General features: G+C 61.0%; 28 protein-coding genes. 16 read left to right on the plus strand and 12 right to left on the minus strand.

The window, feature by feature from the left end; genetic code table 11:
* The first annotated feature begins 2 nt into the window (after positions 1 to 2).
* Positions 3 to 1,709, plus strand: coding sequence for a 30S ribosomal protein S1 (rpsA, locus tag P2W41_RS00865; protein WP_292898381.1), 1,707 nt, complete (start codon positions 3 to 5; stop codon positions 1,707 to 1,709).
* A gap of 271 nt (positions 1,710 to 1,980) precedes the next feature.
* Here rpsA and P2W41_RS00870 read toward each other — a convergent pair whose 3' ends face one another.
* Positions 1,981 to 2,418 carry a GyrI-like domain-containing protein gene (locus P2W41_RS00870; protein WP_404934039.1) on the minus strand — a complete coding sequence of 146 codons (438 nt, stop codon included), beginning with the start codon at positions 2,416 to 2,418 and terminating at the stop codon, positions 1,981 to 1,983.
* Positions 2,419 to 2,476: 58 nt separating this feature from the next.
* Here P2W41_RS00870 and P2W41_RS00875 point away from each other — a divergent pair, with 58 nt between their 5' ends.
* Positions 2,477 to 2,977 carry an Rrf2 family transcriptional regulator gene (locus P2W41_RS00875; RefSeq protein ID WP_292898379.1) on the plus strand — a complete coding sequence of 167 codons (501 nt, stop codon included), beginning with the start codon at positions 2,477 to 2,479 and terminating at the stop codon, positions 2,975 to 2,977.
* 199 nt (positions 2,978 to 3,176) lie between these two features.
* Here P2W41_RS00875 and P2W41_RS00880 read toward each other — a convergent pair whose 3' ends face one another.
* Positions 3,177 to 3,380 carry a SlyX family protein gene (locus tag P2W41_RS00880; RefSeq protein WP_025031126.1) on the minus strand — a complete coding sequence of 68 codons (204 nt, stop codon included), beginning with the start codon at positions 3,378 to 3,380 and terminating at the stop codon, positions 3,177 to 3,179.
* 194 nt (positions 3,381 to 3,574) lie between these two features.
* Here P2W41_RS00880 and P2W41_RS00885 point away from each other — a divergent pair, with 194 nt between their 5' ends.
* Genes P2W41_RS00885 through deoA form a run of 6 tightly spaced genes read left to right on the plus strand, consistent with a single transcriptional unit; the run spans position 3,575 to position 9,741 of the window.
* Positions 3,575 to 5,107 (plus strand): ABC transporter ATP-binding protein, encoded by a 1,533-nt coding sequence (locus P2W41_RS00885; protein WP_404934040.1) that lies wholly within the window; start codon positions 3,575 to 3,577, stop codon positions 5,105 to 5,107.
* Entirely contained in the window at positions 5,104 to 6,243 is a 1,140-nt protein-coding gene (locus tag P2W41_RS00890) for an ABC transporter permease (protein WP_065816641.1), read from the plus strand. Before P2W41_RS00885 ends, P2W41_RS00890 begins: the two co-directional genes overlap by 4 nt.
* Before the next feature lies 1 nt (position 6,244).
* Complete coding sequence (locus P2W41_RS00895; RefSeq protein ID WP_292898377.1) at positions 6,245 to 7,216, plus strand: ABC transporter permease; 972 nt, start codon at positions 6,245 to 6,247, stop codon at positions 7,214 to 7,216.
* A complete protein-coding gene (locus tag P2W41_RS00900; protein ID WP_404934041.1) occupies positions 7,216 to 7,611 on the plus strand; it encodes a cytidine deaminase in 396 nt (131 codons plus the stop codon). Before P2W41_RS00895 ends, P2W41_RS00900 begins: the two co-directional genes overlap by 1 nt.
* Positions 7,608 to 8,414 carry a purine-nucleoside phosphorylase gene (locus P2W41_RS00905; RefSeq protein ID WP_404934042.1) on the plus strand — a complete coding sequence of 269 codons (807 nt, stop codon included), beginning with the start codon at positions 7,608 to 7,610 and terminating at the stop codon, positions 8,412 to 8,414. Before P2W41_RS00900 ends, P2W41_RS00905 begins: the two co-directional genes overlap by 4 nt.
* 7 nt (positions 8,415 to 8,421) lie before the next feature.
* Complete coding sequence (deoA, locus tag P2W41_RS00910; protein ID WP_404934043.1) at positions 8,422 to 9,741, plus strand: thymidine phosphorylase; 1,320 nt, start codon at positions 8,422 to 8,424, stop codon at positions 9,739 to 9,741.
* Between the two features lie 30 nt (positions 9,742 to 9,771).
* On the opposite strand, the gene P2W41_RS00915 is transcribed toward deoA, so the two are convergent.
* From P2W41_RS00915 to P2W41_RS00925, 3 genes are all read right to left on the minus strand, one after another.
* Positions 9,772 to 10,347, minus strand: coding sequence for a TIGR02281 family clan AA aspartic protease (locus tag P2W41_RS00915; RefSeq protein ID WP_292898373.1), 576 nt, complete (start codon positions 10,345 to 10,347; stop codon positions 9,772 to 9,774).
* A gap of 96 nt (positions 10,348 to 10,443) precedes the next feature.
* A complete protein-coding gene (upp, locus tag P2W41_RS00920; RefSeq protein WP_292898372.1) occupies positions 10,444 to 11,073 on the minus strand; it encodes a uracil phosphoribosyltransferase in 630 nt (209 codons plus the stop codon).
* 72 nt (positions 11,074 to 11,145) lie between these two features.
* A complete protein-coding gene (locus P2W41_RS00925; protein ID WP_292898371.1) occupies positions 11,146 to 12,126 on the minus strand; it encodes an adenosine deaminase in 981 nt (326 codons plus the stop codon).
* Positions 12,127 to 12,234: 108 nt separating this feature from the next.
* On the opposite strand from P2W41_RS00925, the gene ubiE reads away from it, so the two are divergent.
* The 7 genes from ubiE (at position 12,235) to P2W41_RS00960 (ending at position 18,353) form a co-directional block, all read left to right on the plus strand.
* Positions 12,235 to 13,011 carry a bifunctional demethylmenaquinone methyltransferase/2-methoxy-6-polyprenyl-1,4-benzoquinol methylase UbiE gene (gene ubiE / locus P2W41_RS00930; protein WP_404934044.1) on the plus strand — a complete coding sequence of 259 codons (777 nt, stop codon included), beginning with the start codon at positions 12,235 to 12,237 and terminating at the stop codon, positions 13,009 to 13,011.
* Positions 13,012 to 13,021: 10 nt separating this feature from the next.
* Positions 13,022 to 14,599, plus strand: a complete 1,578-nt coding sequence (ubiB, locus tag P2W41_RS00935; protein WP_404934045.1) for a 2-polyprenylphenol 6-hydroxylase — start codon at positions 13,022 to 13,024, stop codon at positions 14,597 to 14,599.
* A gap of 260 nt (positions 14,600 to 14,859) precedes the next feature.
* Positions 14,860 to 15,114, plus strand: coding sequence for a FitA-like ribbon-helix-helix domain-containing protein (locus P2W41_RS00940; protein ID WP_292898369.1), 255 nt, complete (start codon positions 14,860 to 14,862; stop codon positions 15,112 to 15,114).
* Entirely contained in the window at positions 15,098 to 15,523 is a 426-nt protein-coding gene (locus tag P2W41_RS00945; RefSeq protein WP_404934046.1) for a type II toxin-antitoxin system VapC family toxin, read from the plus strand. The genes P2W41_RS00940 and P2W41_RS00945 overlap by 17 nt, the downstream gene beginning before the upstream one ends.
* Before the next feature lie 14 nt (positions 15,524 to 15,537).
* The gene (gene coaBC, locus P2W41_RS00950; RefSeq protein ID WP_404934047.1) at positions 15,538 to 16,782 is read left to right on the plus strand and encodes a bifunctional phosphopantothenoylcysteine decarboxylase/phosphopantothenate--cysteine ligase CoaBC; all 1,245 of its coding nucleotides are present in this window, start codon (positions 15,538 to 15,540) and stop codon (positions 16,780 to 16,782) included.
* On the plus strand, positions 16,779 to 17,354 hold the full coding sequence (locus tag P2W41_RS00955; RefSeq protein ID WP_404934048.1) for a GNAT family N-acetyltransferase: 576 nt from the start codon (positions 16,779 to 16,781) through the stop codon (positions 17,352 to 17,354). The genes coaBC and P2W41_RS00955 overlap by 4 nt, the downstream gene beginning before the upstream one ends.
* A gap of 81 nt (positions 17,355 to 17,435) precedes the next feature.
* Positions 17,436 to 18,353, plus strand: a complete 918-nt coding sequence (locus tag P2W41_RS00960; protein ID WP_292898365.1) for a pirin family protein — start codon at positions 17,436 to 17,438, stop codon at positions 18,351 to 18,353.
* A 46-nt stretch (positions 18,354 to 18,399) separates the two neighbouring features.
* On the opposite strand, the gene P2W41_RS00965 is transcribed toward P2W41_RS00960, so the two are convergent.
* From P2W41_RS00965 to P2W41_RS00995, 7 genes are all read right to left on the minus strand, one after another.
* On the minus strand, positions 18,400 to 18,774 hold the full coding sequence (locus P2W41_RS00965; protein WP_404934049.1) for a VOC family protein: 375 nt from the start codon (positions 18,772 to 18,774) through the stop codon (positions 18,400 to 18,402).
* 25 nt (positions 18,775 to 18,799) lie between these two features.
* Positions 18,800 to 19,210, minus strand: coding sequence for a VOC family protein (locus tag P2W41_RS00970; protein WP_292898363.1), 411 nt, complete (start codon positions 19,208 to 19,210; stop codon positions 18,800 to 18,802).
* A gap of 34 nt (positions 19,211 to 19,244) precedes the next feature.
* Positions 19,245 to 19,793 carry an SRPBCC family protein gene (locus P2W41_RS00975; protein ID WP_404934050.1) on the minus strand — a complete coding sequence of 183 codons (549 nt, stop codon included), beginning with the start codon at positions 19,791 to 19,793 and terminating at the stop codon, positions 19,245 to 19,247.
* A gap of 42 nt (positions 19,794 to 19,835) precedes the next feature.
* The gene (locus tag P2W41_RS00980) at positions 19,836 to 20,189 is read right to left on the minus strand and encodes an ArsR/SmtB family transcription factor (protein ID WP_404934051.1); all 354 of its coding nucleotides are present in this window, start codon (positions 20,187 to 20,189) and stop codon (positions 19,836 to 19,838) included.
* A gap of 65 nt (positions 20,190 to 20,254) precedes the next feature.
* Positions 20,255 to 20,605 (minus strand): MliC family protein, encoded by a 351-nt coding sequence (locus P2W41_RS00985; RefSeq protein ID WP_404934052.1) that lies wholly within the window; start codon positions 20,603 to 20,605, stop codon positions 20,255 to 20,257.
* 151 nt (positions 20,606 to 20,756) lie between these two features.
* Positions 20,757 to 21,416, minus strand: coding sequence for a peroxiredoxin (locus tag P2W41_RS00990; protein ID WP_292898359.1), 660 nt, complete (start codon positions 21,414 to 21,416; stop codon positions 20,757 to 20,759).
* Between the two features lie 188 nt (positions 21,417 to 21,604).
* Entirely contained in the window at positions 21,605 to 23,194 is a 1,590-nt protein-coding gene (locus P2W41_RS00995; protein ID WP_404934053.1) for a peptide chain release factor 3, read from the minus strand.
* Between the two features lie 202 nt (positions 23,195 to 23,396).
* Here P2W41_RS00995 and dut point away from each other — a divergent pair, with 202 nt between their 5' ends.
* Complete coding sequence (gene dut / locus P2W41_RS01000) at positions 23,397 to 23,882, plus strand: dUTP diphosphatase (RefSeq protein ID WP_292898357.1); 486 nt, start codon at positions 23,397 to 23,399, stop codon at positions 23,880 to 23,882.
* Positions 23,883 to 24,006 lie beyond the last annotated feature (124 nt).

The raw sequence follows: 24,006 nt of genomic DNA on the forward strand, positions 1-24,006 counted from the left end.
CAATGTCAGAACTCAATCCGTCTCGCGATGATTTCGCGAGCCTTCTCGCAGAATCCTTCACCGAACGCGACGCCGCAGAAGGCTCCGTCGTAAAGGGCATCGTCACCGCCATCGAGAAAGACATGGCGATCGTCGATGTCGGCCTGAAGGTCGAGGGCCGCGTGCCGCTCAAGGAATTCGGCGCGAAGGGCAAGGAAACCGATCTCAAGGTCGGCGACGAAGTCGAAGTCTATGTCGAGCGCATCGAAAACGCGCTTGGCGAAGCCATGCTGAGCCGCGAGAAGGCACGCCGCGAGGAAAGCTGGGTCAAGCTGGAAGCAAAGTTCAACGCCGGCGAGCGCGTCGAGGGCTTCATCTTCAACCAGGTCAAGGGCGGCTTCACCGTCGATCTGGACGGCGCCGTGGCCTTCCTGCCGCGTTCGCAGGTCGACATTCGTCCGATCCGTGACGTCACCCCGCTCATGCACACCCCGCAGCCCTTTGAAATCCTCAAGATGGACAAGCGCCGCGGCAACATCGTCGTGTCCCGCCGCACGGTTCTCGAAGAGAGCCGCGCCGAGCAGCGCTCCGAGATCGTCCAGAACCTCGAAGAGGGTCAGGTGGTCGAAGGCGTGGTCAAGAACATCACCGATTACGGTGCGTTCGTGGACCTGGGCGGCATCGACGGCCTGCTGCACGTGACCGACATGGCATGGCGCCGTGTCAACCATCCGACCGAGATCCTCAACATCGGTCAGACGGTCAAGGTGCAGATCATCCGCATCAACCAGGAAACCCACCGCATCTCGCTGGGCATGAAGCAGCTCGAGGCCGATCCTTGGGACGGCATCGGCGGCAAGTACCCGCTTGGCAAGAAGGTTCTGGGTCGCGTCACCAACATCACCGACTACGGTGCATTCGTGGAGCTGGAGCCGGGCATCGAAGGCCTGATCCACGTTTCGGAAATGTCCTGGACGAAGAAGAACGTTCATCCGGGCAAGATCCTCTCCACCACGCAGGAAGTCGAAGTGGTGGTGCTGGAAGTGGATCCGGTCAAGCGCCGCATCTCGCTCGGCCTCAAGCAGACGCTCGAGAACCCGTGGGAGGCATTTGCCCGCAATCACACCGTCGGCTCCGTTGTCGAGGGCGAGGTCAAGAACAAGACCGAGTTCGGCCTGTTCATCGGTCTCGATGGCGATGTGGACGGCATGGTTCACCTCTCCGATCTCGACTGGAACCGTCCGGGCGAGCAGGTGATCGAGGAATACAACCGTGGCGACATGGTGAAGGCGCAGGTTCTCGACGTGGACGTTGAGAAAGAGCGCATCTCGCTCGGCATCAAGCAGCTTGGCCATGACGCGATCGGTGAAGCGGCTGCTTCCGGCGAGCTGCGCAAGGGTGCCGTGGTGACCTGTGAAGTGACCGACGTGAAGGACGGTGGCCTTGAGGTTCGCCTGGTCGATCACGATGTCGAAAGCTTCATCAAGCGCTCCGACCTGTCGCGTGACCGTGCCGAGCAGCGCCCCGAGCGCTTCTCCGTCGGCCAGAAGGTGGACGCCCGCGTCACCGTCTTCGACAAGAAGACCCGCCGCATCAGCGTCTCGATCAAGGCTCTGGAGATCGCGGAAGAGAAGGAAGCTGTCGCACAGTTCGGTTCCACCGACTCCGGCGCCTCCCTCGGCGACATCCTCGGCGCAGCCCTGAAGAACAAGGGCGGCGACGACGAATAAGCCTCTGGGCTTTATTGAACGAAAATGAAAAACCCCGCCGGAGCGATCCGGTGGGGTTTTTTGATGATGGGGGAGAGATTTACTTGGCCTTGGTCACGTAGTCGGACGTGGTCTTAAAAATTCTGGAAGCTGTCGCTTTCCTGACCAGACGGCATGTCTGGTTCGCGGCAAAAAATCGACCGAACGCATGGTAACAGTTATCCGACAGCTATGCGGACAAAGTGCGCTTTCGTTGCGGCTGCGCGAATGGCTGCTTCCTCCGTTAACCTTATCATGAACGGACACCAACTCTTACTTTGACGGCTTCGGGGTCGTCGGCATCATATACATCGTAGTCTGCGAGATATGATCGGTTGAGAGCGCCATTCCATATGTTTTGCCACTGAGTGATCAAGGATTGCGGCTGCGGACCTTTTACATCGTAAACAAGCACGGACTGCTTGGGAACTTCAGCGCGATGAAGGCCTTCGGGCACGTTTGCTGACGGCGCACGATAGCCGATTGTCATGCGGTACGGGTCCATAAAGCCACCTTCGTAGTCGTGATAAACGCAGTAGACTTCTTTGGACGCTTCAGCGCCGACCTTCGTGCGAACATCGTCCGAATGGAAAGCCTCCCAAAGAGCACCAATCCCTGCCGGATCATCATTTCGGACCACCTCCGACACGCCGACAACACAGAAGCCTTCTTCCTCTTGCAAATCAGACATTACGCTTTCCTTTCATCGCGCAGATGTTAAACTAGGATACTTACTATCGGAGTTTGTAATGCAGCTGTCGGAAACTGTCGAGTGGGGACTTCACGCTTGTCTTGCATTGGCGATGTTGCCCGATGGCGCGCGCATTCCGGCGCGCGCTTTGGCGGAATATCACGGGATCAAACCAAGCTATTTTTCGAAGGCTATGCAGAAACTCGTCGCGGCAGGGATCGTGCAGTCGACCGAGGGGCGGTCAGGTGGGCTGGCTATGGGAAAGCCAGCCGAAGATGTTTCACTTCTTCAGATCGTCATGGCCTTGGAGGACCATCAGGTTCTCTTCCGGTGTACCGAAATTCGCCAGAAAGGCCCCTGTGCTGCGGCTTCGAGGCACTATCGTGCGCCCTGCAACATCGCGAGGGTGATGCGCAAGGCTGAAGCGGAGTGGCGGCGGGTCCTTGCGGAAACCAGCCTTGCGGAACTGAGACAGTCAGCAACCGCCGAACCTGTCCCGGGCGTCAACGAAGCGACACAAACCTGGCTTGCTGAAACCGGAGCTGTCCGAGGGACTTAGATGCGGCAAAACGGCGGCTTGGATACGCTTGCCTCCGGTCAAGGAGTCTGAATCAGGGCGGCGACAAAATTTCGGGTGATCCTCTGGAAATCGCGGGCCGCACCAATGAAATCTGACATTCGTGCATCCTGCGAAATCGGGCGCTATGAGCTCGAAAGCGGGCACGGTGGCCCGCGACGCACCTTTATCCCCGGCCCTCTCACCAATGCGGCGGCTTCGTCACGGGCACATCGCCCGCCGTCTGCTCCTCCAGCTCCATGAAGCGCTCCGAGAGCCGTTCGAGCTTCTTCTTCAGCGCTTCCGTCTCGCGCCACTGGCGCGTCAGCTCGGCGGAAAGCTCTTCGATGGTCTTTTCCTGCTCGGCGGCCAGGATTTCCAGCTTCGTGATGCGGTCTTCGCTCATGGCGCGCTTCTTTCTGCGGTTTCGGTGCATTCTCGCCTGCGGAAATTGACAAGCAAGGCCTGATTTGTCGAGAGTGCCTGAGGTGCCTTTCGCCCGGACTGCCTTGCGCCTTGTCTTCCCGCACCGGTTGGCAGGCGGCGGGCCCGCGTGATAGGAATTTGACCAAACGATAAAAACGGGGAAGCGGGCCGCCGATGGCTGAAACGGCAATCGAGCTCAAGGGCATCAGCAAGAGCTTTGGCGCGGTTCATGCAAACCGCAACATCGATCTGAAAATCGAGGCCGGGACAATCCACGGCGTTATCGGCGAAAACGGGGCCGGAAAATCGACCCTGATGTCGATCCTCTACGGCTTTTACCAGGCCGATCGCGGGCGGATCGACGTGAGCGGCAAGAAGGCCGCGATCAACACGCCGAGCGACGCCATCGCGTTAGGCATCGGCATGGTGCATCAGCACTTCATGCTGGTGCAGAATTTCTCCGTGCTGGAAAACGTGATCCTGGGAGCGGAAGGCGAAGCGCTGCTCAACACCTCCATCGCCAGGGCGCGTTCGGAGCTGGAGCGGCTGGAGCGCGACTATGGGCTGGAGGTGGACCCCGACGCCATCATCGAGGATCTGCCGGTGGGCCTGCAGCAGCGGGTGGAAATCCTCAAGGCGCTCTATCGCGGCGCCGACATCCTCATCCTCGACGAGCCGACCGGCGTTCTGACGCCGGCAGAGGCGGACCATTTGTTCCGCATTCTCGAACAGCTCAAGGAAGAGGGAAAAACCATCATCCTCATCACCCACAAGCTGCGCGAGATCATGGCGATCACCGACAATGTCTCGGTCATGCGGCAGGGCACGATGGTGGCAACCCGCAGGACCGCCGAGACCAGCGTGGAAGAGCTGGCCGAACTCATGGTCGGCCGGCGCGTGCTGCTTCAGGTGGAGAAGGGCGAGGCGAAGCCCGGCGAGGTGCTGCTTTCGGTGCGCAATCTGACCGTGAAGGATTCGCGCGGCGTCACCATGGTCGACAATGTATCGCTCGATGTGCGCGCGGGCGAGATCGTCGGCATTGCCGGCGTGGCGGGCAATGGCCAGTCGCAGCTTCTCGATGCCATCACCGGCGTGCGCAGGGCCGTTTCCGGCACGGTGACGCTGGGTGGCGAGCCGGTGGACCTGACGGGCGCTGCAGACCCCGCAGACCTGCGCGCGCGCGGCATGGCCCATGTGCCCGAAGACCGGCATCATGTGGGTCTCGTTCTGCCCTTTGAGGAAAACGAGAACGCCATGCTCGGCTATCATCGGCAGGCGAAATATCTGAACGGCCCCTTCCTCAACATCGAGGCGATCCGCGCCGATGCGCGCGAGAAGATCGAGAAATACGACATCCGCCCGCCCGACTGCCGGCTGAAGACGGCGAACTTTTCCGGCGGCAATCAGCAGAAGATCGTGCTGGCGCGCGAGATGGAGCAGGACCCCAAGGTGCTGATCGTCGGCCAGCCGACGCGCGGCGTTGATGTGGGCGCCATCGAGTTCATCCACAAACGGCTGATCGACATGCGCGATCAGGGCAAGGCGGTGCTTCTGGTCTCGGTCGAGCTCGATGAAATCCGCTCGCTCTCCGACCGCATCCTGGTCATGTTCGCCGGCCGCGTGGTGGGCGAGCGCGGGCCCGAAGCCAGCGAAGGCGAGCTTGGCCTGCTCATGGCCGGCGTCGAGGAAAAGGAGGCGGCGGAATGAGTGCGCCTTATGCGAAACTGCCCGCTTGGGCCGATTACGGGCTGATCCCGCTCATCAATCTCGCCGTCGCCTTTCTGGTGGCCGGGCTGGTGGTGATGCTTGTCGGAGAAAACCCCTTCCGCGCCGCCGCCATTCTGGTGGAAGGGGCGCTCGGCCGCGGGCAGAACATCGCCTATACGCTCTATTACGCGACAAGCTTCATCTTCACCGGGCTTGCCGTGGCCGTCGCCTTCCATTGCAGCCTGTTCAACATTGGCGGCGAGGGGCAGGCCTATGTGGGCGGGCTGGGCGTGGCGGTGGTCTGCCTCGCCTTCGACAGCATTCTGCCCTGGTGGCTGGTGTTTCCGCTGGCCATTGTGGGTGCTGCGCTGTTCGGTGCGGCGTGGGCCTTCATCCCGGCCTATTTCCAGGCAAAGCGCGGCTCGCATATCGTCATCACGACGATCATGTTCAATTTCATTGCCGCAAGCCTGATGGTCTATCTGCTGGTGAATGTGCTCAAACCCGCCGGCGCGCAGGCCCCGCAGACCCGCAATTTCCTCGAAGGCGGGCAATTGCCCAAGCTCAACTGGGTGCTGGAGGCAATGGGCTTTTCCATCCGCTCCGCCCCATTCAACCTCTCCTTTCTGCTGGCGCTTCTGGCGGCGTTTCTCGTCTGGGTTCTGATCTGGCGCACGCGGCTCGGCTATGAGATCCGCATGCGCGGTTTCAGCCCCAAGGCGGCGCGCTATGCCGGCGTCAGCGAAACGAAGATCATCATCATCACCATGCTCATCTCCGGCGCGCTTGCCGGCATGATGGCGCTCAACCCGGTGATGGGCGACCAGAACCGTTTGCAGATCGATTTCGTCACCGGCGCGGGTTTTGTGGGCATCGCCGTGGCGCTGATGGGGCGCTCGCATCCGGCAGGCATCGTGCCGGCGGCCATCCTGTTCGGCATGCTCTATCAGGGCGGGGCGGAGCTCGCCTTCGAGATGCCCAACATCTCGCGCGACATGATCGTCATCATTCAGGGCCTCGTCATCCTGTTCGCCGGCGCGCTGGAGCACATGTTCCGGCCTTCGATACAGGCGCTTTTCGCCAGTCTCAGCCCGCGTTCGGCGGGGATTGAGGCCCAGCAGGGCGAGGGTGGCTGAGATGGATTTCTTTCATTCCCTGATCCTCGTTCTCGATTCCACCGTGCGGCTGTCCATACCGCTCCTGCTGGCCGCGCTCGCCGGGCTTTATTCGGAGCGGTCGGGCGTGTTCGACATCGGCCTTGAGGGCAAGATGCTGGCCGGCGCATTTGCTGCCGGCGCGGCGGCGGCCGTCACCGGCTCTGCCTGGGCCGGGCTTGGGGCGGCCATGCTGATCTCGGTCTTCCTCGCGCTCGTGCATGGCTTTGCTTCGATCACCCATCGCGGCAACCAGATCGTCTCGGGCGTCGCCATCAACTTCATTGCCGCCGGCTCGACCATCATTCTGGGCCAGGCATGGTTCCGGCAGGGTGGGCGCACACCCTCGCTGCCGGGCGACGCCCGGTTTGGCGCCGTCGAACTCCCCTTTGCAGGGGCGGTGCGCGATGTGCCGATCCTCGGCGACATCTACTCCGAACTCATCTCCGGCCATTCGCTTCTCACCTACGCGGCCTTCCTGCTCGTGCCCTTCACCTGGTGGGTGCTGTTCCGCACCCGCTTCGGCCTCAGGCTCCGGGCGGTGGGTGAAAACCCGGCAGCGGTCGACACGGCAGGCGTTTCCGTCTCATGGCTGCGCTACCGCGCTGTCATCTGCACCGGCATCCTTACCGGCATGGCCGGCACCTATCTGTCGCTGGCGCAGAATGCCGGCTTCGTGAAGGACATGACGGCGGGGCGCGGCTTCATCGCGCTGGCCGCTCTCATCTTCGCCAAGTGGAAACCCGTGCCGGTCATGTTCGCCTGCCTCCTGTTCGGCTTCCTCGATGCTTTCGCCATCCGCATTCAGGGCACGCCCCTGCCCTTGATCGGCCAGGTGCCGGTGCAGTTCATGCAGGCGCTGCCCTACATTCTCACCGTGGTGCTTCTGGCCGGCTTTATCGGCAAGGCCGTGCCACCGCGCGCCGGCGGCGTGCCCTATGTGAAGGAGCGTTGATGAGCGCCGAAGATCTGTTTTCCGCCGCCAGCGCGGCAATGAAGAACGCCTATGCTCCCTATTCCCGCTTTCCCGTGGGGGCTGCGGTGAAAACCGAGACCGGCGCCATTCACGCCGGCTGCAACATCGAAAACGCTTCCTATCCCGAAGGCTGGTGTGCGGAGACCACCGCGCTCGGCCATCTCGTCATGGCGGGCGGCGGCCGCGTCACGGAGATCGCCCTCGTGGCAGAAAAGATGCCGAAGATCATGCCCTGCGGCGGCTGCCGGCAGCGGCTGGCGGAATTCGCTACGGAGAATGCGGTGCTGCACCTGTGCGATACCGGAGGTGTTCTGGAAACGGTGCCGTTCTCGGCGGTCTTTCCACGCGGTTTCAGCTTCGAGGATGGCAAATGAAACAGGCCGTGGACCGTCTGACCGAGCGGCTCAACGGGCTTGCCCCGCAGCTTGCTCTTGTGCTGGGCTCAGGGCTCGGCGGGCTTGTCAATGATGTGGAGGATGCCGTGCGCATCTCCTATTCCGAGTTACCGGGCTTTCCGCAAAGCGGCGTGACGGGCCATGCGGGCGAGATCGTCGCGGGCCGGCTTTCCGGTACTCCGGTCCTGATGCTCGCAGGCCGCGCGCACTACTATGAGCACGGCGATCCCGCCGCCATGCGCCCGGCGCTCGAAACCTTATGGGGCATAGGCATCACGCAGCTCATCCTCACCAATGCCGCCGGATCCCTGCGCGAAGACATGCCGCCTGGCTCGGTCATGCTGATCGAGGATCACATCAATTTCTCGGGCGCCAACCCGCTGATCGGTGAAGGCAGCGACCGCCGGTTCGTGGGCATGAGCGAGGCCTATGATGCGGGCCTGCGCGCGCGCCTTGAGAACGCCGCGCGCAAAACCGGCACGCAATTGCACAAGGGCGTCTATATGTGGTTCTCCGGCCCGACCTTCGAAACACCGGCGGAAATCCGCATGGCCCGCACTCTGGGGGCCGATGCTGTCGGCATGTCGACGGTTCCCGAGGTTATTCTATCGCGCTATCTCGGGCTTCGTGTCGCGGCCTGTTCGGTTATCACCAATCTTGGGGCCGGGATGAGCGCAGGCGAGCTTTCGCATCAGGAAACGAAGGACATGGCGCCCATTGGCGGGCAGCGGCTCGCCACCATTCTCGGCCAGTTGTGCGCCGATGGCCTGCCGGTAGGCTGAGGATCAAATGCTCCCTCAGGAAATCATCCGCAGGAAGCGCGACGGCAAGGCGCTGACAGGCGAGGAAATCTGCGCGTTCACCGCCGGACTCGCAGATGGTTCATGGAGCGAGGGGCAGATCGCGGCGCTCGCCATGGCAGTTCTTTTGAACGGCATGGATGCCGCGGAAGGGGCGGCCCTCACGCTCGCCATGCGCGATTCCGGCAGCGTGCTCGACTGGTCGAACCTGCCTGGCCCCGTGACCGACAAGCATTCCACCGGCGGTGTAGGTGACAATGTCTCCCTCATGCTTGCCCCCATCGTGGCGGCCTGCGGCGCCTTTGTGCCGATGATCTCCGGACGCGGCCTCGGCCACACCGGCGGCACGCTCGACAAGATGGATTCCATCCCCGGTTACACGAGCCAGCCAGACCAGAAACGCTTTGCCGAAACGGTGCGCAAGGTGGGCTGCGCGATCATCGGGCAGACGGGCGATCTCGCGCCTGCCGACAAGCGCTTCTATGCCGTGCGCGATGTTACCGGCACGGTGGAATCGATCCCGCTCATCACCGCCTCCATCCTGTCGAAGAAGCTGGCCGCCGGCCTTTCATCGCTGGTGCTCGATGTGAAGTCCGGCAATGGCGCCTTCATGGGCGATGCCCGTGCGGCGCGCAAGCTAGCCGAAAATCTGGTGCGCGTTGCGGGCGAAGCGGGCCTTTCGGCCTCCGCGCTCATAACCGACATGAACCAGCCACTCGCATCCGCCGCCGGCAATGCGGTGGAAGTTGTCAATGCGGTCGACTTTCTCACGGGCGAGAAGCGCGACCGCAGGCTGGAGGACGTCACACTGGCGCTTGCCAGCGAGATGCTGCTTGCCTCCGGCATCGCGACAACCACGCGCGAAGCCTACGACCGGGCCCATGAAGCGCTCGAGAGCGGGCGTGCTGCAGAACGATTCGGCCAGATGGTGTCCGCGCTTGGCGGACCGGGTGACTTTGTTGAAAATCCGGACAAGCATCTGCCTCGTGCGTCTGTAACCCTCCCCGTTCCTGCTGCGAATGATGGCTTTGTGAGCGCGATTGACGCGCGTGCGGTTGGCATTGGTGTGATCGGGCTCGGTGGCGGTCGGCGAACTCCCCAGGACACGATCGATCATTCCGTCGGCTTCACCGATCTTTTGCCTCTTGGGGCCGAAACGAAACATGGCGAACCGCTCTGCATGGTGCATGCATCATCGGAAGAAAGCGCCCGGCGCGCAGCGCGCATTGTGAGCAGCGCCTACGACATCACTGATGCGAAACCGCGTACGCGCAAAACGATCCTGCGTCGGGTAACGGCAGAGATTTGAAGCAGATCGGGCTGTGGAATCAAAGTCTTTCTATTGTTCGAGCACCAGCGCCCGGTTTTCCACCTGAAAGCGGGCAAGACGGTCAAGAAAGCTCATACCTATCAAGATCTTGTCCAGCGCCCGATCATCGAGCACCACCGCATCGATGTTTTCTACATAGATGCGGCCAATCTGGAGGCTATCGATCGTCGTCGCCGCCGCGCGTACCTTGCCGTTGGCCGTGTTCACTTCATATTTGAAGTCAGAGGAGTTCAAAGATACTCCGATCCGGCGCGCGGTATCCCGGTTGATCGCCACATAGGTCGCACCCGTATCAATCATCGCACTCAGCTCACGACCGTTCAATTTGAACCGCCCCACGAAATGACCCGTCTCATCGGCAGTGATGCTGACCTTCCTGCCCAGAAGAACCGACGTTTCGCTGTTCATCGGCAAGGGACTGGAAGCAGGGCGCGAGGCTGCGACCTGTTGTGGGTTTTCATTCGCGCTCAAAGTCAACGCCGCGTGCAGCAGCTCCCGGTAGAACTCCGGATTGCTCTGATAGAGAGCGGGAACGCCCCCTGCAGCGCCAGCCACCACCCCCAGCATGATCATCTTGCGAAACATCTGTTCCTTCCAGTTTGCTGCTGGAAGAACCATAAGAACCACCGCCGATCATTCGCTTAACGGCGCCGACAACCATTCCGGTTGGTTAAGTGTGGGTTACTTGGTCCCATACATGCGGTCACCTGCATCGCCGAGACCGGGCACGATATAGCCCTTCTCGTTCAGGCGCTCGTCTATTGAAGCTGTGAAAATCGGCACATCGGGGTGGGATCTCCGGAAGTTCTCAACACCTTCCGGGGCTGCCAGCAGGCACAGGAAGCGCAGATTGGTGGCGCCCCGCTCCTTGAGTTTATCAACGGCGGCGATGGCGGAGTTGGCCGTCGCCAGCATCGGATCGACCACGATCACCAGCCGGTCACCGAGATCACTCGGCGCCTTGAAAAAATACTCGATCGCTTCCAGCGTTTCATGATCGCGATACATGCCCACATGCGCTACACGCGCTGCCGGTACTAGATCGAGCATGCCGTCCAGGAGTCCGTTCCCGGCACGCAGCACCGAGGCGAACACGAGTTTCTTTCCTTCCAGCGTTGGCGAATCAATGGGCTGAAGAGGTGTTTCTATTCGCTTGGTGGTGAGTTCGAGATCACGCGTGACCTCATAACACAGCAATAGCGAAATCTCGCGCAGAAGACGTCGAAAGCCGGCCGTCGACGTCTCCTTGTCGCGCATGATTGTGAGCTTGTGCTGGACAAGCGGGTGGTCGACGACAGTCACGCCCTGCATGTGAAGTTCCCCGGATGCTGGTTTCTTGTTGCCGATACTAACCAACACGAACGTTTCAGCATACCGCATGCCTCATTGAGCCACAGTTTTGTCTTCAAGAGCATCGAGCAGGCGTCTGCGGGTGGCATCGTCGACAAAAGCCGCCTCTATGGCCGTACGCGTGAGGCTACGCAAGGTCGCATCGTCCAGGCCGAAATGCTCCCGTGCCACGTGATATTCGTAACCGAGCGAAGTATGGAAATGCGGCGGGTCATCCGAGTTGAGGGTGACGCGGCACCCAGCCTCGAGCAAGTCTGGTAGCGGGTGACTGGCGTAATCGGGGTAGACCTTCAGCACGATGTTGGAGACCGGACATACCTCCAGTACCACACCTTCGTCTGCGAGCCGGCGCACCAGATCGGGGTTTTCGATGGCGCGCACGCCATGGCCGATGCGCGCGGGGCGAATATGGTTGAGCGCTGCCTCCACACTCTCCCAGCCACCGAACTCCCCGGCATGGACAGTCAGGCCCAACCCGGCCTCGCGGGCGATCTCGAATGCATGTTCATAGTCACGCACATTGCCGAAACGCTCGTCTCCAGCCATGCCGAAACCGGTCACCAGAGGATGCCTGCAGGCGGCGGCAAACCGGGCCGCATCCTCAACCGCAGCCGCACCGAAATGACGCACGCCCGTGACGATGATCCTTCCCTCGATGCCGGTTTTCGCCCGCGCCCGCTCAATCCCCTCGCCGAGGGCATTTGTGTAGTCCATGCGGGACAAACCGGCGCGTTCGGCATGATCGGGTGAGGTGAAGATCTCCGAGTAAACGGCCCCTTCGCGCCACAGGCCGGTCAAGTAATCCTCGGCCAGAAGCGCGTAATCCTCCTCGCTTCGAAAGAGGTTCGCCGCGGCGTCATAAGCGGCCAGAAAACTCGTAAAATCGTACCAGTGATACGCCCCGTCACGAAGAAAGCCGGATGTATCGACGCCATATTTGCGGGCCTGGGACAAAACAAGCTCAGGCGAGGCAGCACCTTCGATATGACAGTGAAGCTCGGCTTTTGGGACCATGTGCGCTCCGTTTTAACCAGTCCGCCGGCGCGGCTGTTCATCGCGCTTTTGACAATAGCGCCAGAAGCGGCAATGAGCTATGGTCCCGGCGATTTCGAAAGGGTGATGATGTCAGATCAACGTACCACCGCCCAGGGCGGCATGGAGACGGCCTACGGTTTTCGTCAGGTTGACGAGAACGAGAAGCAGGGTCTGGTCAACACGGTGTTCCACCGCGTTGCAAAACGCTATGACGTGATGAACGACCTCATGTCCGCCGGGCTGCATCGGGCCTGGAAGGATGCCATGATTTCATGGCTCGCACCTTCGAAGCGACTGGGCTATCGCGCCCTTGACGTGGCCGGTGGCACGGGTGACATCGCCTTCCGTATCGTCGAGGCATCCCGCCGCAATGCGGACGTGACCGTGCTCGATATCAATGGCTCGATGCTGGAAGTCGGACGCGAACGCGCCGAAAAGAGAGGCTTTGCCGAAAATCTGACTTTCGTCGAAGCCAACGCAGAAGATCTGCCTTTCGAGAACAACAGTTTTGACGCCTATACGATTGCCTTTGGCATTCGCAATGTGCCGCACATCGACCGGGCACTGGATGAGGCTTTTCGCGTTCTGAAACCCGGCGGGCGCTTTCTGTCCCTCGAATTTTCCGAAGTCGAAATGCCGCTCCTCGACAAGGTCTATGAAAACTGGTCCTTCCATGCGATTCCGCGCATCGGGCAGGCGGTGACAGGCGACGGCGAGCCCTATCGGTATCTGATCGAATCCATCCGCAAGTTCCCAAACCAGCAGAATTTTGCCGCGATGATCACAAATGCGGGCTTCTCGCGCGTGACATGGCGCAATTATACTGGCGGGATCGCCGCCCTGCACTCCGGCTGGAAGATTTGACGGCATATTCATGAGTACGGTCGGCGCATATCTGAGGCTTGCACGCGCGGGCTGGATTCTCATTCGCGAAGGTGTGGTTGCGGCCATGCCGGGCGACCAGTTGGAAGGCATGCCGCGCTTTGGCTGGCGTGTCGCAAAGCTGATGTCTCGGCGTCGTTCGGCACGACGCGACCGCCCTGAACGACTTGCGCAGGCGGTGAACCGACTGGGGCCCTCCTATGTGAAGCTCGGTCAGTTCCTGGCAACCCGACCTGATGTCGTCGGCCATGACATGGCTCGGGACCTCTCCCGCCTTCAGGACCGGATGGATACGTTCCCGGAGACCCAGGCGCGGGCGGCCATAGAAACTTCGCTCGGGAGACCGGTTGAGGAGCTCTTTGTGCAGTTCGACGGGCCTGTTGCCGCCGCTTCCATTGCTCAGGTGCACGAGGCGCTTGTTGATGCCGGTGGATCAGAGCCCCGGAAGGTGGCCGTGAAGGTCATCAGACCCGGCGTCAGGCGCCGGTTTCAGAACGATCTCGAAAGCTATTTTCTGGCTGCACACCTGCAGGAACGGTTCATGCCGTCCACGCGTCGTCTCAAGCCTGTGAAGGTGGCGGAGACGCTGGCGCAGGTGACGAAGATCGAGATGGATCTGCGGCTGGAAGCCGCTGCCATTTCAGAGATACAGGAAAACACCAGGGACGACCCGGGTTTCCGCGTTCCGGCTGTCGACTGGCAGCGCACCGGTCGCGATGTGATGACACTCGAATGGGTCAACGGCACGAAGATGTCGGACATCGACGCGTTGCGGGAAGCAGGTCACGACCTCGAAGCGCTCGCCAGAACGCTGATCCAGTCCTTCCTGCGCCATACACTGCGCGACGGCTTCTTTCACGCGGACATGCATCCCGGCAACCTGTTTGTCGAGGATGACGGCACGATCGTTGCCGTCGATTTTGGCATCACCGGACGGATTGGACGCAAGGAGCGGCATTTCCTGGCCGAGATCCTCTACGGTTTTATTACCCGCGATTTCCGCCGGGTGGCGGAGGTGCATTTCGAGGCGGGTTATGTACCGGCGCACCACGACGTCGCCGCTTTTGCGCAGGCGCTGCGCGCCATTGGTGAGCCGATCCACGGCCAGTCTGCCGAGACCATTTCCATGGCGCGCCTTCTCACACTTCTCTTCGAAGTCACCGAACTCTTCGACATGCAGACCCGCCCGGAGCTGCTGCTGCTGCAGAAAACCATGGTGGTGGTCGAAGGTGTGGCGCGCACGCTCGATCCGCATTTCAACATGTGGAAGACGGCCGAGCCGGTGGTGTCCGACTGGATCGCCGCCAATCTCGGGCCACGCGGCATCATAAGGGATGCAGGCGAAGGCGTGGGGGCGCTCGTCGCGCTCGTTCGTCAGGCCCCGGATCTGGCCGCCCGTACGGAGCGCCTCTCCCGTGAGATCGACACGATGGCCCAGAAGGGTTTGCGCTTTGATCCCGAGACCGCCGAAGCGATTGGCAGGGCAGAAGCCCGCCATTCACGCGGCGGGCGTTTCGCCCTGTGGGTGATCGCGATTGCGCTTGCCGTTATCGCGTGGCAGATCTCCTGATCCCATCCAGCCCGTATCCGTTCGTCCGAGCATCGGCCTTCAGTCGCGCCAGGCTTACCCTGAAGGCAATGACAGCAATGCTAGCAAACCACACCTAAGACACGGATTCGCCTCATTATTCCACGCCGAAGAAGTGTGCATAATGCAACGCCAGCACTGACAGTCATGCTGTCATTGGGTTATGCCCAGACGTGAATGCGGCAGGCATGCAACATGCCTGCCGCTGCGTTAAGGCTGAAGTGTTTTGTAACGGAGTAACAATGGCGACACTGACCATTCGAAATGTGGACGAGAAGGTGCGGCGCGCTCTAAAAAAACGCGCCGCCGAAAACGACGTCTCGATGGAGGAAGAGGTCCGTCGCATACTCGCAAAAAGTGTACAGCCTCACCAGAATACCCGCACTCAGAAAATCCGTCATCGCATCGAGCTGATCGAATCGGTCTCGATGAGCCCCATCGGCCCTTTCAATCTGAAAGCCATCACCGACGAGATCTGGAATGGCCGTACATTGTGAAGCGAAATTCGTCGTCGACACGTCGGCGCTAATCGCCGTTCTGAACGGCGATGCGGATGCGGACATGTTTCGTCAGGCTTTCGTACATGCCGAACGAATCCTTATCAGCAGCACCACCACCTTCGAAGCGCATTGCGTTGCAAGGCACATTGCGATGATCGAAGGAACCGCGCGCCTCAACACACTGCTCAAGGCTCTCGACGTGGAAACGATCGACTTCGACGACCGGCAATTGAGCATCGCACGCAGGGCCTACGCGATCTATGGTCCGGGCACCGGCCACAAAGCCGCGCTCAACATTGGAGACTGCTTCGCTTACGCTCTCGCCCGCAGCGCTAACCTGCCGCTTCTTTTCAAGGGCGACGATTTCGTTCATACCGATATCGAGCCAGCCATGAAGCCGTCGTAAGAGAGCCTGCATCCATGACAGCCCCCCAGCAGACCCTTCGCAAAACGCGCATCCTGCTTCTGATCGGGGGCGGCATCGCAGCCTATAAATGCCTCGACCTGATCCGCCGCCTGCGCGAGCGCGGGGCGAGCGTGCGTTGCGTCATGACAAAGGCCGCACAGGAGTTCATCACCCCGCTATCCGTGGGCGCGCTTTCGGCAGACCACGTCTTCACCGATCTGTTCGACCGTCAGGACGAACACGATGTCGGCCATATCCGTCTTTCGCGCGAGGCCGACCTTCTCGTCGTCGCGCCCGCGACAGCCGACCTGATGGCAAAGCTCGCCACCGGTCAGGCCAATGACCTCGCCTCGACGGTGCTGCTGGCCACCGACAAGCCTGTTCTCCTGGCGCCCGCCATGAACCCCCGTATGTGGGAGCACCCGGCCACGCAGCGCAATGCAAGGACGCTCCGGGAAGACGGCGTGCATTTTGTCGGCCCCAACCGGGGAGAGATGGCCGAAAGCGGCGAAGCAGGCGAAGGTCGCATGGCCGAGCCGCTGGAGATCGTGGCAGCCATAGAGGCCCTGCTCGACACCGGCGAAAAGCCGCTTGCGGGGCGCAAGGTGATCGTTACCTCGGGACCAACCCATGAGGTGATCGACCCGGTTCGCTACATTGCCAACCGGTCTTCGGGCAAACAGGGACACGCCATCGCTGCGGCACTTGCCCGCCTCGGGGCATCGGTTCACCTCGTTTCGGGCCCCGTTTCCATTCCGGACCCGCAGGGTGTCACGACCACCCATGTGGAGACGGCACGCCAGATGCGCGAAGCGGTGGAAGCCGCACTTCCGGCAGATGCCGGGGTCTTCGTCGCTGCCGTCGCCGACTGGCGTCCGGCTGTCGAGACCGCCGAGAAGATCAAGAAGAAACCCGGACAGGGCGCTCCCACGCTCGAGCTCACCGAAAATCCCGACATCCTTTCGGGGATCGGGCATCATGAAAAGCGCCCGGCGCTCGTCATCGGCTTCGCTGCCGAAACGCAGGATCTGTTCAAGAATGCGCGCGCAAAGCTGAACAAGAAAGGCGCCGACATCATCGTCGCCAACGACGTCTCGCATGACAGCGGCGTCGGTCCCGGTGGCGTGATGGGTGGCGACCGCAACAGCGTGGTGATCGTCAGCCAGGACGGACACGATGAATGGCCGGAGATGGGCAAGGACGACGTTGCCGAACGCCTGGCACTACTGATCGCCGATCGGCTTGGACCGAAAGAATGACCCTGCAAACCCCGGTACTTGAAACGGAGCGCCTCCTGCTGCGTGCACACTCCAGCACCGATTTCGATGCCTTCGCCCACCTCTGGTCGCTGCCGGAGGCCACGCGCTTTACCTCGGGCAAACCACTCACCGGTGAAGATGCCTGGCGCCGTCTCGCCATGCATCGGGGCATGTGGGATCTGGTGGGTTTCGGCTATTTTGCCGTAACGGAGAAGGCGACGGGTGCTTTTCTGGGCGATGCCGGTGTTCAGGAAGCACGGCGCGCTATTACCCCTTCTGTTGAAGGCACGCTGGAGGCCGGATGGGTCTTCCTGCCGGAGGTCCACGGCAGAGGCTATGCGAAAGAAGCCATGGAAGCCGTGTTTTCCTGGTGCTCGCGAGCACACCGGGACAAAACCGTTACCTGCATCATCGATGAGGAGAACGCTCCGTCACGCAGGCTCGCGGAGCGCCTCGGCTTTGTTGAAAAAGCGCGCACCGAGTACAAGGACCGCCCGACAATCGTGTTCTGGCGTGACCAGAGCATTGGACCACGCACAGCGTCAATGCCGCCGATTGTCTCCAATATGTAAACAGCGCGTCTTCGCTGTCGCGGATGTCATAACCGCAGGCACGCACTATCTTTGCTCCAAGCAACAGATGGAGAGACGATCATGTCCATTCGTCCCGTAAAGCAGATTTCGCAGGCCCAGCCCACGATGGAAGGTGCAGGTGTTCGACTTGACCGAGCGTTCGGCTTTGGCGATCCGAAGCTGGCCGATCCGTTCCTTCTGCTCGATGACTTCCGCAACGATCGGCCGGAAGACTATCAGGCCGGCTTTCCCTGGCATCCGCATCGCGGCATCGAAACAATCACCTATGTTCTGGCGGGCAGCGTAGATCATGCAGACAGTCTCGGCAATGCCGGCTCACTTGGCGCCGGGGATGTGCAATGGATGACGGCCGGCAGCGGTATCCTCCATCAGGAAATGCCGCATGGTGACAGGCAGGGCCGTATGCACGGCTTCCAGCTCTGGGCCAACCTGCCATCGAGCGAGAAGATGACGACGCCACGCTATCAGGACGTGAAAGCCGGCGACATTCCCGAAGTGATCGACGATGACGGGACGCGCGTGCGTGTCGTGGTCGGTGAGTTCTGGGGCAAGCGTGGTCCCGTCGATGGTATTGCGGCTGATCCGCAATATCTCGATGTCTGGGTGCCGCCGGGAAAGCGCAAGGTCCTGCCGGTCGACACCTACCGTAGCGCATTCGCCTATATCTTCGAAGGCTCCGGCACGTTCCGCGATGCCTCGAAACCATTCGGGGTGCTGGTCGAAAAGGAGGTCGCAGGCGAGGAAGTGCATCTGCGCGACATGAGCGGTGACCGCACGCTCGTGGTTTTCGACACGGGCGACGAAGTGGTGGTGCAGGCCGGCGAACGAGGCATCCGCTTTCTGCTCGTTTCGGGCAAGCCCATCCAGGAGCCCGTCGCCTGGCACGGTCCCATCGTCATGAACACGCGCCAGGAACTGGTGCAGGCGTTCAACGAACTGAATGCCGGGACGTTCATCCGCGAAGGCGCGAAGTTCTGACGTCAGACTGAATGGAGGGCGGACGCCTTGTGTCCGCCCTTTCTTCTCAAGATGCCTCGAACATCTGAACGAGGTTGCCGCACGTATCCTCAAACACGGCGATGGTGGGCATCCCCTCCATCCGGGTCGGCTCTGCGCGAAACACCACGCCGCGCGCTTTCAGCCGCTCATACTCTGCCTGCACGTCCTCGCAGGCAAAAGTCGTACAGGGTATGCCGGCATCATAAAGCGCCTTCTGGTAGGTGCGCGCGAAGTCGTATCCCATGGGTTCCAGAAGCAACTCGGTGCCGTTCTCGGTTCCCGGTGTAACCACCGTCAGCCAGCGGGCGCCGCCGGCTGGAAAGTCCTGCTTCTTCCGGAAGCCCAGCACATCCGTGTAAAATGCCTCTGCCTTCTCCTGGTCGTCCACAAGGATGCTCATCAGAGCTATTTTCAACATATCGTCTTCACCAGGCGCCGGATTTATGGTCGACCAGATGGATGATCTGGGCGGGGCTCGATATCCAGAACCCGTCGAAATTTTCGCCCAGCGGTTCAATTTCGTCACAGCGCGCGATGCCTGCCGCTTCCAGCCGAGCGGCGGCGGCCTTGGTGTCGTCAGTCACGATTTCCAGCCAGAGTTCCGACTGGCTCATACCAGGGGTCTTGTCGATCCAGAGCTGGTTGGCTCCGAAGCGAAAGCCGACAGCGGGCAGAAGCTCCTCGATCTGCTCCATGCCGAGTACGTCCCGGTAGAAGCGTACCGTCTCGTCATACTGATGCGGTGGCACCTTCATCGCGATATTGCGCCCGCCGGCGAGCTTCGGTGCTGTGTCGGGCTGGGCGCCAGCCTTGGGCGGCGTAGCGGAAACGTTCATGTCATGCTCCTTGGTGCCAATAGCGAAAGGGGTCTCACCGTTCGTTGAAGCGTGCGGTGTATGCGGCTTCCAGCTCCACGATTTGCGACCAGAAGCGCGGCGTCTTCTCGCCTGCGAGCACCGCTTCCAGAACAGCCAGATGGGCATGCCAGCCACCGGAGACATTGATCATCTCGTCCCGGTCCGCAAGGCGTTTGTGGGTCACGACAAGGAGAACCCTGTCGCCCTCGGGAAAGAGCTCGAACTCTACCTGGCTATCGGCACCGTCTCCCGGCCAGGTCATGGCCAGATGCCGCGGTGGATCCCAGGCAATGATCCGCCCCTCGGAGAGAAATCCCTTCTCATTCATCTCCCTATAGGCCTCGGGCGGGTCCTCGTCGGTGAATTCGGAATGGCGGAACAGGAGTTTTGCGGAACCGCCTGCACGCGGCTCCATCTCTCCGCCCGCCAGCCATTGCCGGCGCTTGTCCGCCTCGGTCAGATAGGCCCAAACGCGTTCGACAGGGCCCGGGAGAGATCTCTCGAAGCGCACCTCATTGGGTGCCGTGGCGACGCCATAATCACTTTCTTCGATCTGTCTCATCATCTTCCTCTCAAAGGTTGAGGTGGCTGAGGGGGCGGCACGTCACTCTCTTCCGGCGGAACTCTCCCGATCCTCCGCTTCCAGGATCGCCTGCAGCTTGTCGAGCCGGTTGGACCAGAAGCGTTCGTAGTAGCGGAACCACGCCTGTGCTTCGGCAAGCCGCGCTGCCTCCAGCCGGCAATAATGGGTGCGGCCGTCCACGCGCCGGCTGACGAGGCCCGCCCCTTCCAGAACCTTCACATGTTTGGAGGCGCCGGCCAGCGACATGTCGAAGGGCTGCGCCAGTTGCGAGACACTTTGCTCACCGCCGGAAAGACGGTGCAGCATGGCCCGCCTGGTCGGGTCCGACAGGGCGTGGAAAACGGCATCGAGATGGGGTGACTGATATTCAACCATGTGGTTTACCTATCAGTCACAACCCAGATAGTCAACCTAATGGTTTACTTTCGCCGCCGGTCAGGTCAGTTTTTTGCGGCGCAGGACACCGGCTCCGCGTCCTCACCCTTCATCAGATCGTAGAGATCGGCATCGTCACCCTTGGTCCACCAGACATAGGGGCCACCGGCATATTTGACACCCGAGGCGGCAAGAACGCTGCTCATCACCACCGGGCCGCCGTCGATCGTGACCACCACAAGCGAAGTGTCTTCAGCATTATAATAAGTGGCGTCGATATCGCCGTCCGGGCACGCATAGGTTACCGTGACGGTCTCCACGGTTTCCGCATCGGGCAGATCGATCTCAAGCGTTGCCGCATAAGTCGGGGAACCGATTGCGAGGAGGGCGATCAGTGAAAGAGCGGGGCGGCGCATGGCGGACTCCTGAAACGGTTTCATATGGAATCATGAGACCGTGACAGCGTGTCGCTTTGAAGACAAGGCCGGGCCTGGCGCGCACATGAAGAGCCCCGGAAGCAACAATGCTTCCGGGGCGGATGTTCTCGATACCTCTCCTGCGAACGGATCAGCCTGCAGGCTGCTTCGTCTTGCGCAGATAGGGCAGAATGGTCTCGAACGAACCGAAGCGCTTCACCGCATCCTCGTTGGAAACGGCCGGTGTGATGATAACATCCTCGCCCTGCTGCCAATTGGCGGGCGTCGCCACCTGATGCCTGGCTGTGAGCTGAATGGAATCAATTGCGCGGAGGATTTCCGCAAAATTCCGGCCCGTCGTCATGGGATAGGTCAGCACAAGCTTGATCTTCTTGTCCGGACCCACGACATAAACCGAGCGCACCGTCGCGTTGTCGGCTGCGGTACGACCATCGGAGCTTTCGCCTGCATCAGACGGCAGCATGTCGTAAAGCTTGGCGACTTTCAGATCCTTGTCGCCGATCATCGGATAATCGACGGCATGGCCCGTGGCCTTCTTGATGTCGTCCTTCCAGCGGACATGATCCTCGACCGGGTCGACCGAAATGCCGATGATCTTGGTATTGCGCTTTTTGAACTCACCCTCGAGCCCAGCCATCGTTCCGAGCTCGGTCGTGCAGACCGGCGTGAAATCCTTCGGATGACTGAAGAGCACGGCCCACCCGTCGCCAATCCAGTCGTGAAAATTGATGGTCCCGTGAGTTGTCTCGGCGCTGAAATCCGGCGCTGTGTCGTTGATGCGAAGGCTCATCGTTCTCTCCTCCTGGGTGAGATGAAACGCGATTGGTGTTCCTGACGCTGCAGGATAGCAACCCGCACACGCCTAGATGAACCTCATCTAGGCGCTATTCTCTATTCGCGCTTGGAATTTCATACCCAAAAAGCGACAGAATGAGGAAAATACCTCTATCAGGAGAGCCGCGAGATAAACCTGTCCACTCAGGCCGCCTTGCGTGTCTGGTAGTCCTTCACCGTGGCAAAGCGTACGGCTTTCCAGCGGTCGGCCTCGTAGTTCAGACCGAACTCGTGCGGCGCAAGAAACACCGGATCGTCGTCCAGATCGCGCGCAATGTCGCCGCGATGACTGGCTATGAATCGATCCACTTCGCCTGGCTCATCGGACGAAATCCAGCGACACACGCTGAAGCGAGCCATCTCGAAATCCACCGGAAGTGAATATTCGACCTTGAGCCGCTCCCTGAGCACATCAAGCTGCAACGCTCCGACCACGCCGACAATGGCGGGCGACCCGTCTTCCGGTGTGAAGAGCTGAACCACGCCCTCTTCGGCCATCTGCTGAAGGGCCTCCCGGAGCTTCTTGGCCTTCATGGCATCGCCAAGCCGGACGCGACGGAGAATTTCCGGCGCGAAATTGGGCACGCCCCGAAACAGCAGCTCCTCGCCCTCGGTCAGCGTGTCGCCGATGCGCAGCGTGCCGTGATTGGGAATGCCCACCACGTCGCCGGCGAAGGCCTCATCTGCGGTGATGCGGCTCTTGGCGAAGAAAAACTGCGGTGCCGACAGGCTGATCGGCTTGCCGGTGCGCACCAGCTTGGCCTTCATGCCGCGCTGGAGCTTGCCGGAGCACACGCGCACGAAGGCGATGCGGTCGCGGTGATTGGGGTCCATATTGGCCTGGATCTTGAAAACGAAGGAGGTCATCTTCTCCTCCGTCGCTTCCACCCTGCGCGAATCCGCATCCTGCGCGCGCGGCGCAGGACCGAAAGTGCCAAGCGCTTCGATCAGGTCGCGTACACCGAAATTGCGCAACGCCGACCCAAAATAAACCGGCGTCAGGTGCCCCTCACGGAAGGCCTGAACATCGAACGGACGGCACGCCTCCTTGCCGAGCAGCATCTCTTCCACCAGCATCTCGCGCTCATGCTCGGGCAGGAGTCCGGCAACCTCATCGGATTCCGGCCCGTTGACGGCGATGGGCTCCACATCGTCATCCGAGCGGCGCATCGTGTTGTTGGCAAGATTGTAGGTGCCGGCAAAGCTCTTGCCCCTGCCAATCGGCCAGGTGATGGGTGCCGTATCGAGCGCCAGCTTCTGCTCGATCTCATCGAGGATCTCGAACGGGTCGCGGCTTTCGCGGTCGAGCTTGTTGACGAAGGTGACGATCGGGATGTCACGCAGGCGGCACACCTCGAACAGCTTCAGCGTGCGCGGCTCGATGCCCTTGGCTGCATCGATGACCATGATCGCGCTGTCGACCGCCGTCAGCGTGCGATAGGTGTCATCGGCAAAATCTTCGTGGCCTGGCGTATCGAGCAGGTTGAAGACGTGATCGCCATACTCGAACGTCATTACCGAGGTGACGACGGAGATGCCACGTTCGCGCTCGATGTTCATCCAGTCCGAACGGGTCTGGACACGGTTCTTCTTCGCTTTCACCTCGCCGGCAAGCTGAATGGCGCCGCCAAAAAGAAGCAGCTTCTCGGTCAGCGTGGTCTTACCCGCGTCCGGGTGCGAAATGATTGCGAAGGTGCGGCGGCGGGCCACCGCATCGGCGATTTTGTCGGTCATCTTGATATGGTTTTCCTGAGGCCGGGCGCTTGTAACAAGCGGCAGGGCGCGTGTCGAACAGAAAGTGGCCGCTTCCTTACCCATATAATGGTGCAGAGATCCGTCTGGCCGCCACGCCACGGTTGAATTCATCGGCAAAACGCGCCAGACGGAAAGGGTCGTGATCATCGCCCCCCCGGACTGCAGCGCACAGGATCAAGCCATGTCGAACACCGTTTCCTCCATGCCCGTTATCGGCCCCAATGTCGGCATTGTCCGTTTGCCTCACGGGGAGGGATTGCCGCTGCCGGCCTATGAGAGTGCCGCCGCTGCCGGTATGGACCTGCGCGCAGCCGTCTCGGAAGACCGCCGCATCGTTCTGCTTCCGGGAAAGCGGGTGCTGGTCCCCACCGGCTTCATCCTCGAACTTCCAGAGGGTCTCGAAGGGCAGGTGCGGCCGCGTTCGGGTCTCGCGCTCAAGCATGGCATTACCTGTCTCAACGCACCTGGCACCATCGACGCGGACTATCGCGGTGAGGTTCAGGTCCTGCTGATCAACCATGGTGAAGATGACTTCGCCATCACGCGCGGCCTCAGGATTGCGCAGCTCGTGATTGCCCCGGTGGTTCAGGTCCGGCTGGAAGAGCGCAGCCATGCCAGCGACACCGTGCGCGGCGCCGGCGGGTTCGGTTCGACCGGGATCGCCTGACATTCGGTTCCTCTCCACGCGTAACCACACCGCACCCTATACTTTGGTCTAAGGGACGCCGGTTGATTGCCCACACGCAGGGGGTTGCGCGCAATATCCTGTCCGATTATCGGCTTTCCAGGGC

It is taken from the genome of Nitratireductor sp. L15S-10 (genome assembly GCF_045011005.1).
GTDB lineage: Bacteria > Pseudomonadota > Alphaproteobacteria > Rhizobiales > Rhizobiaceae > Nitratireductor.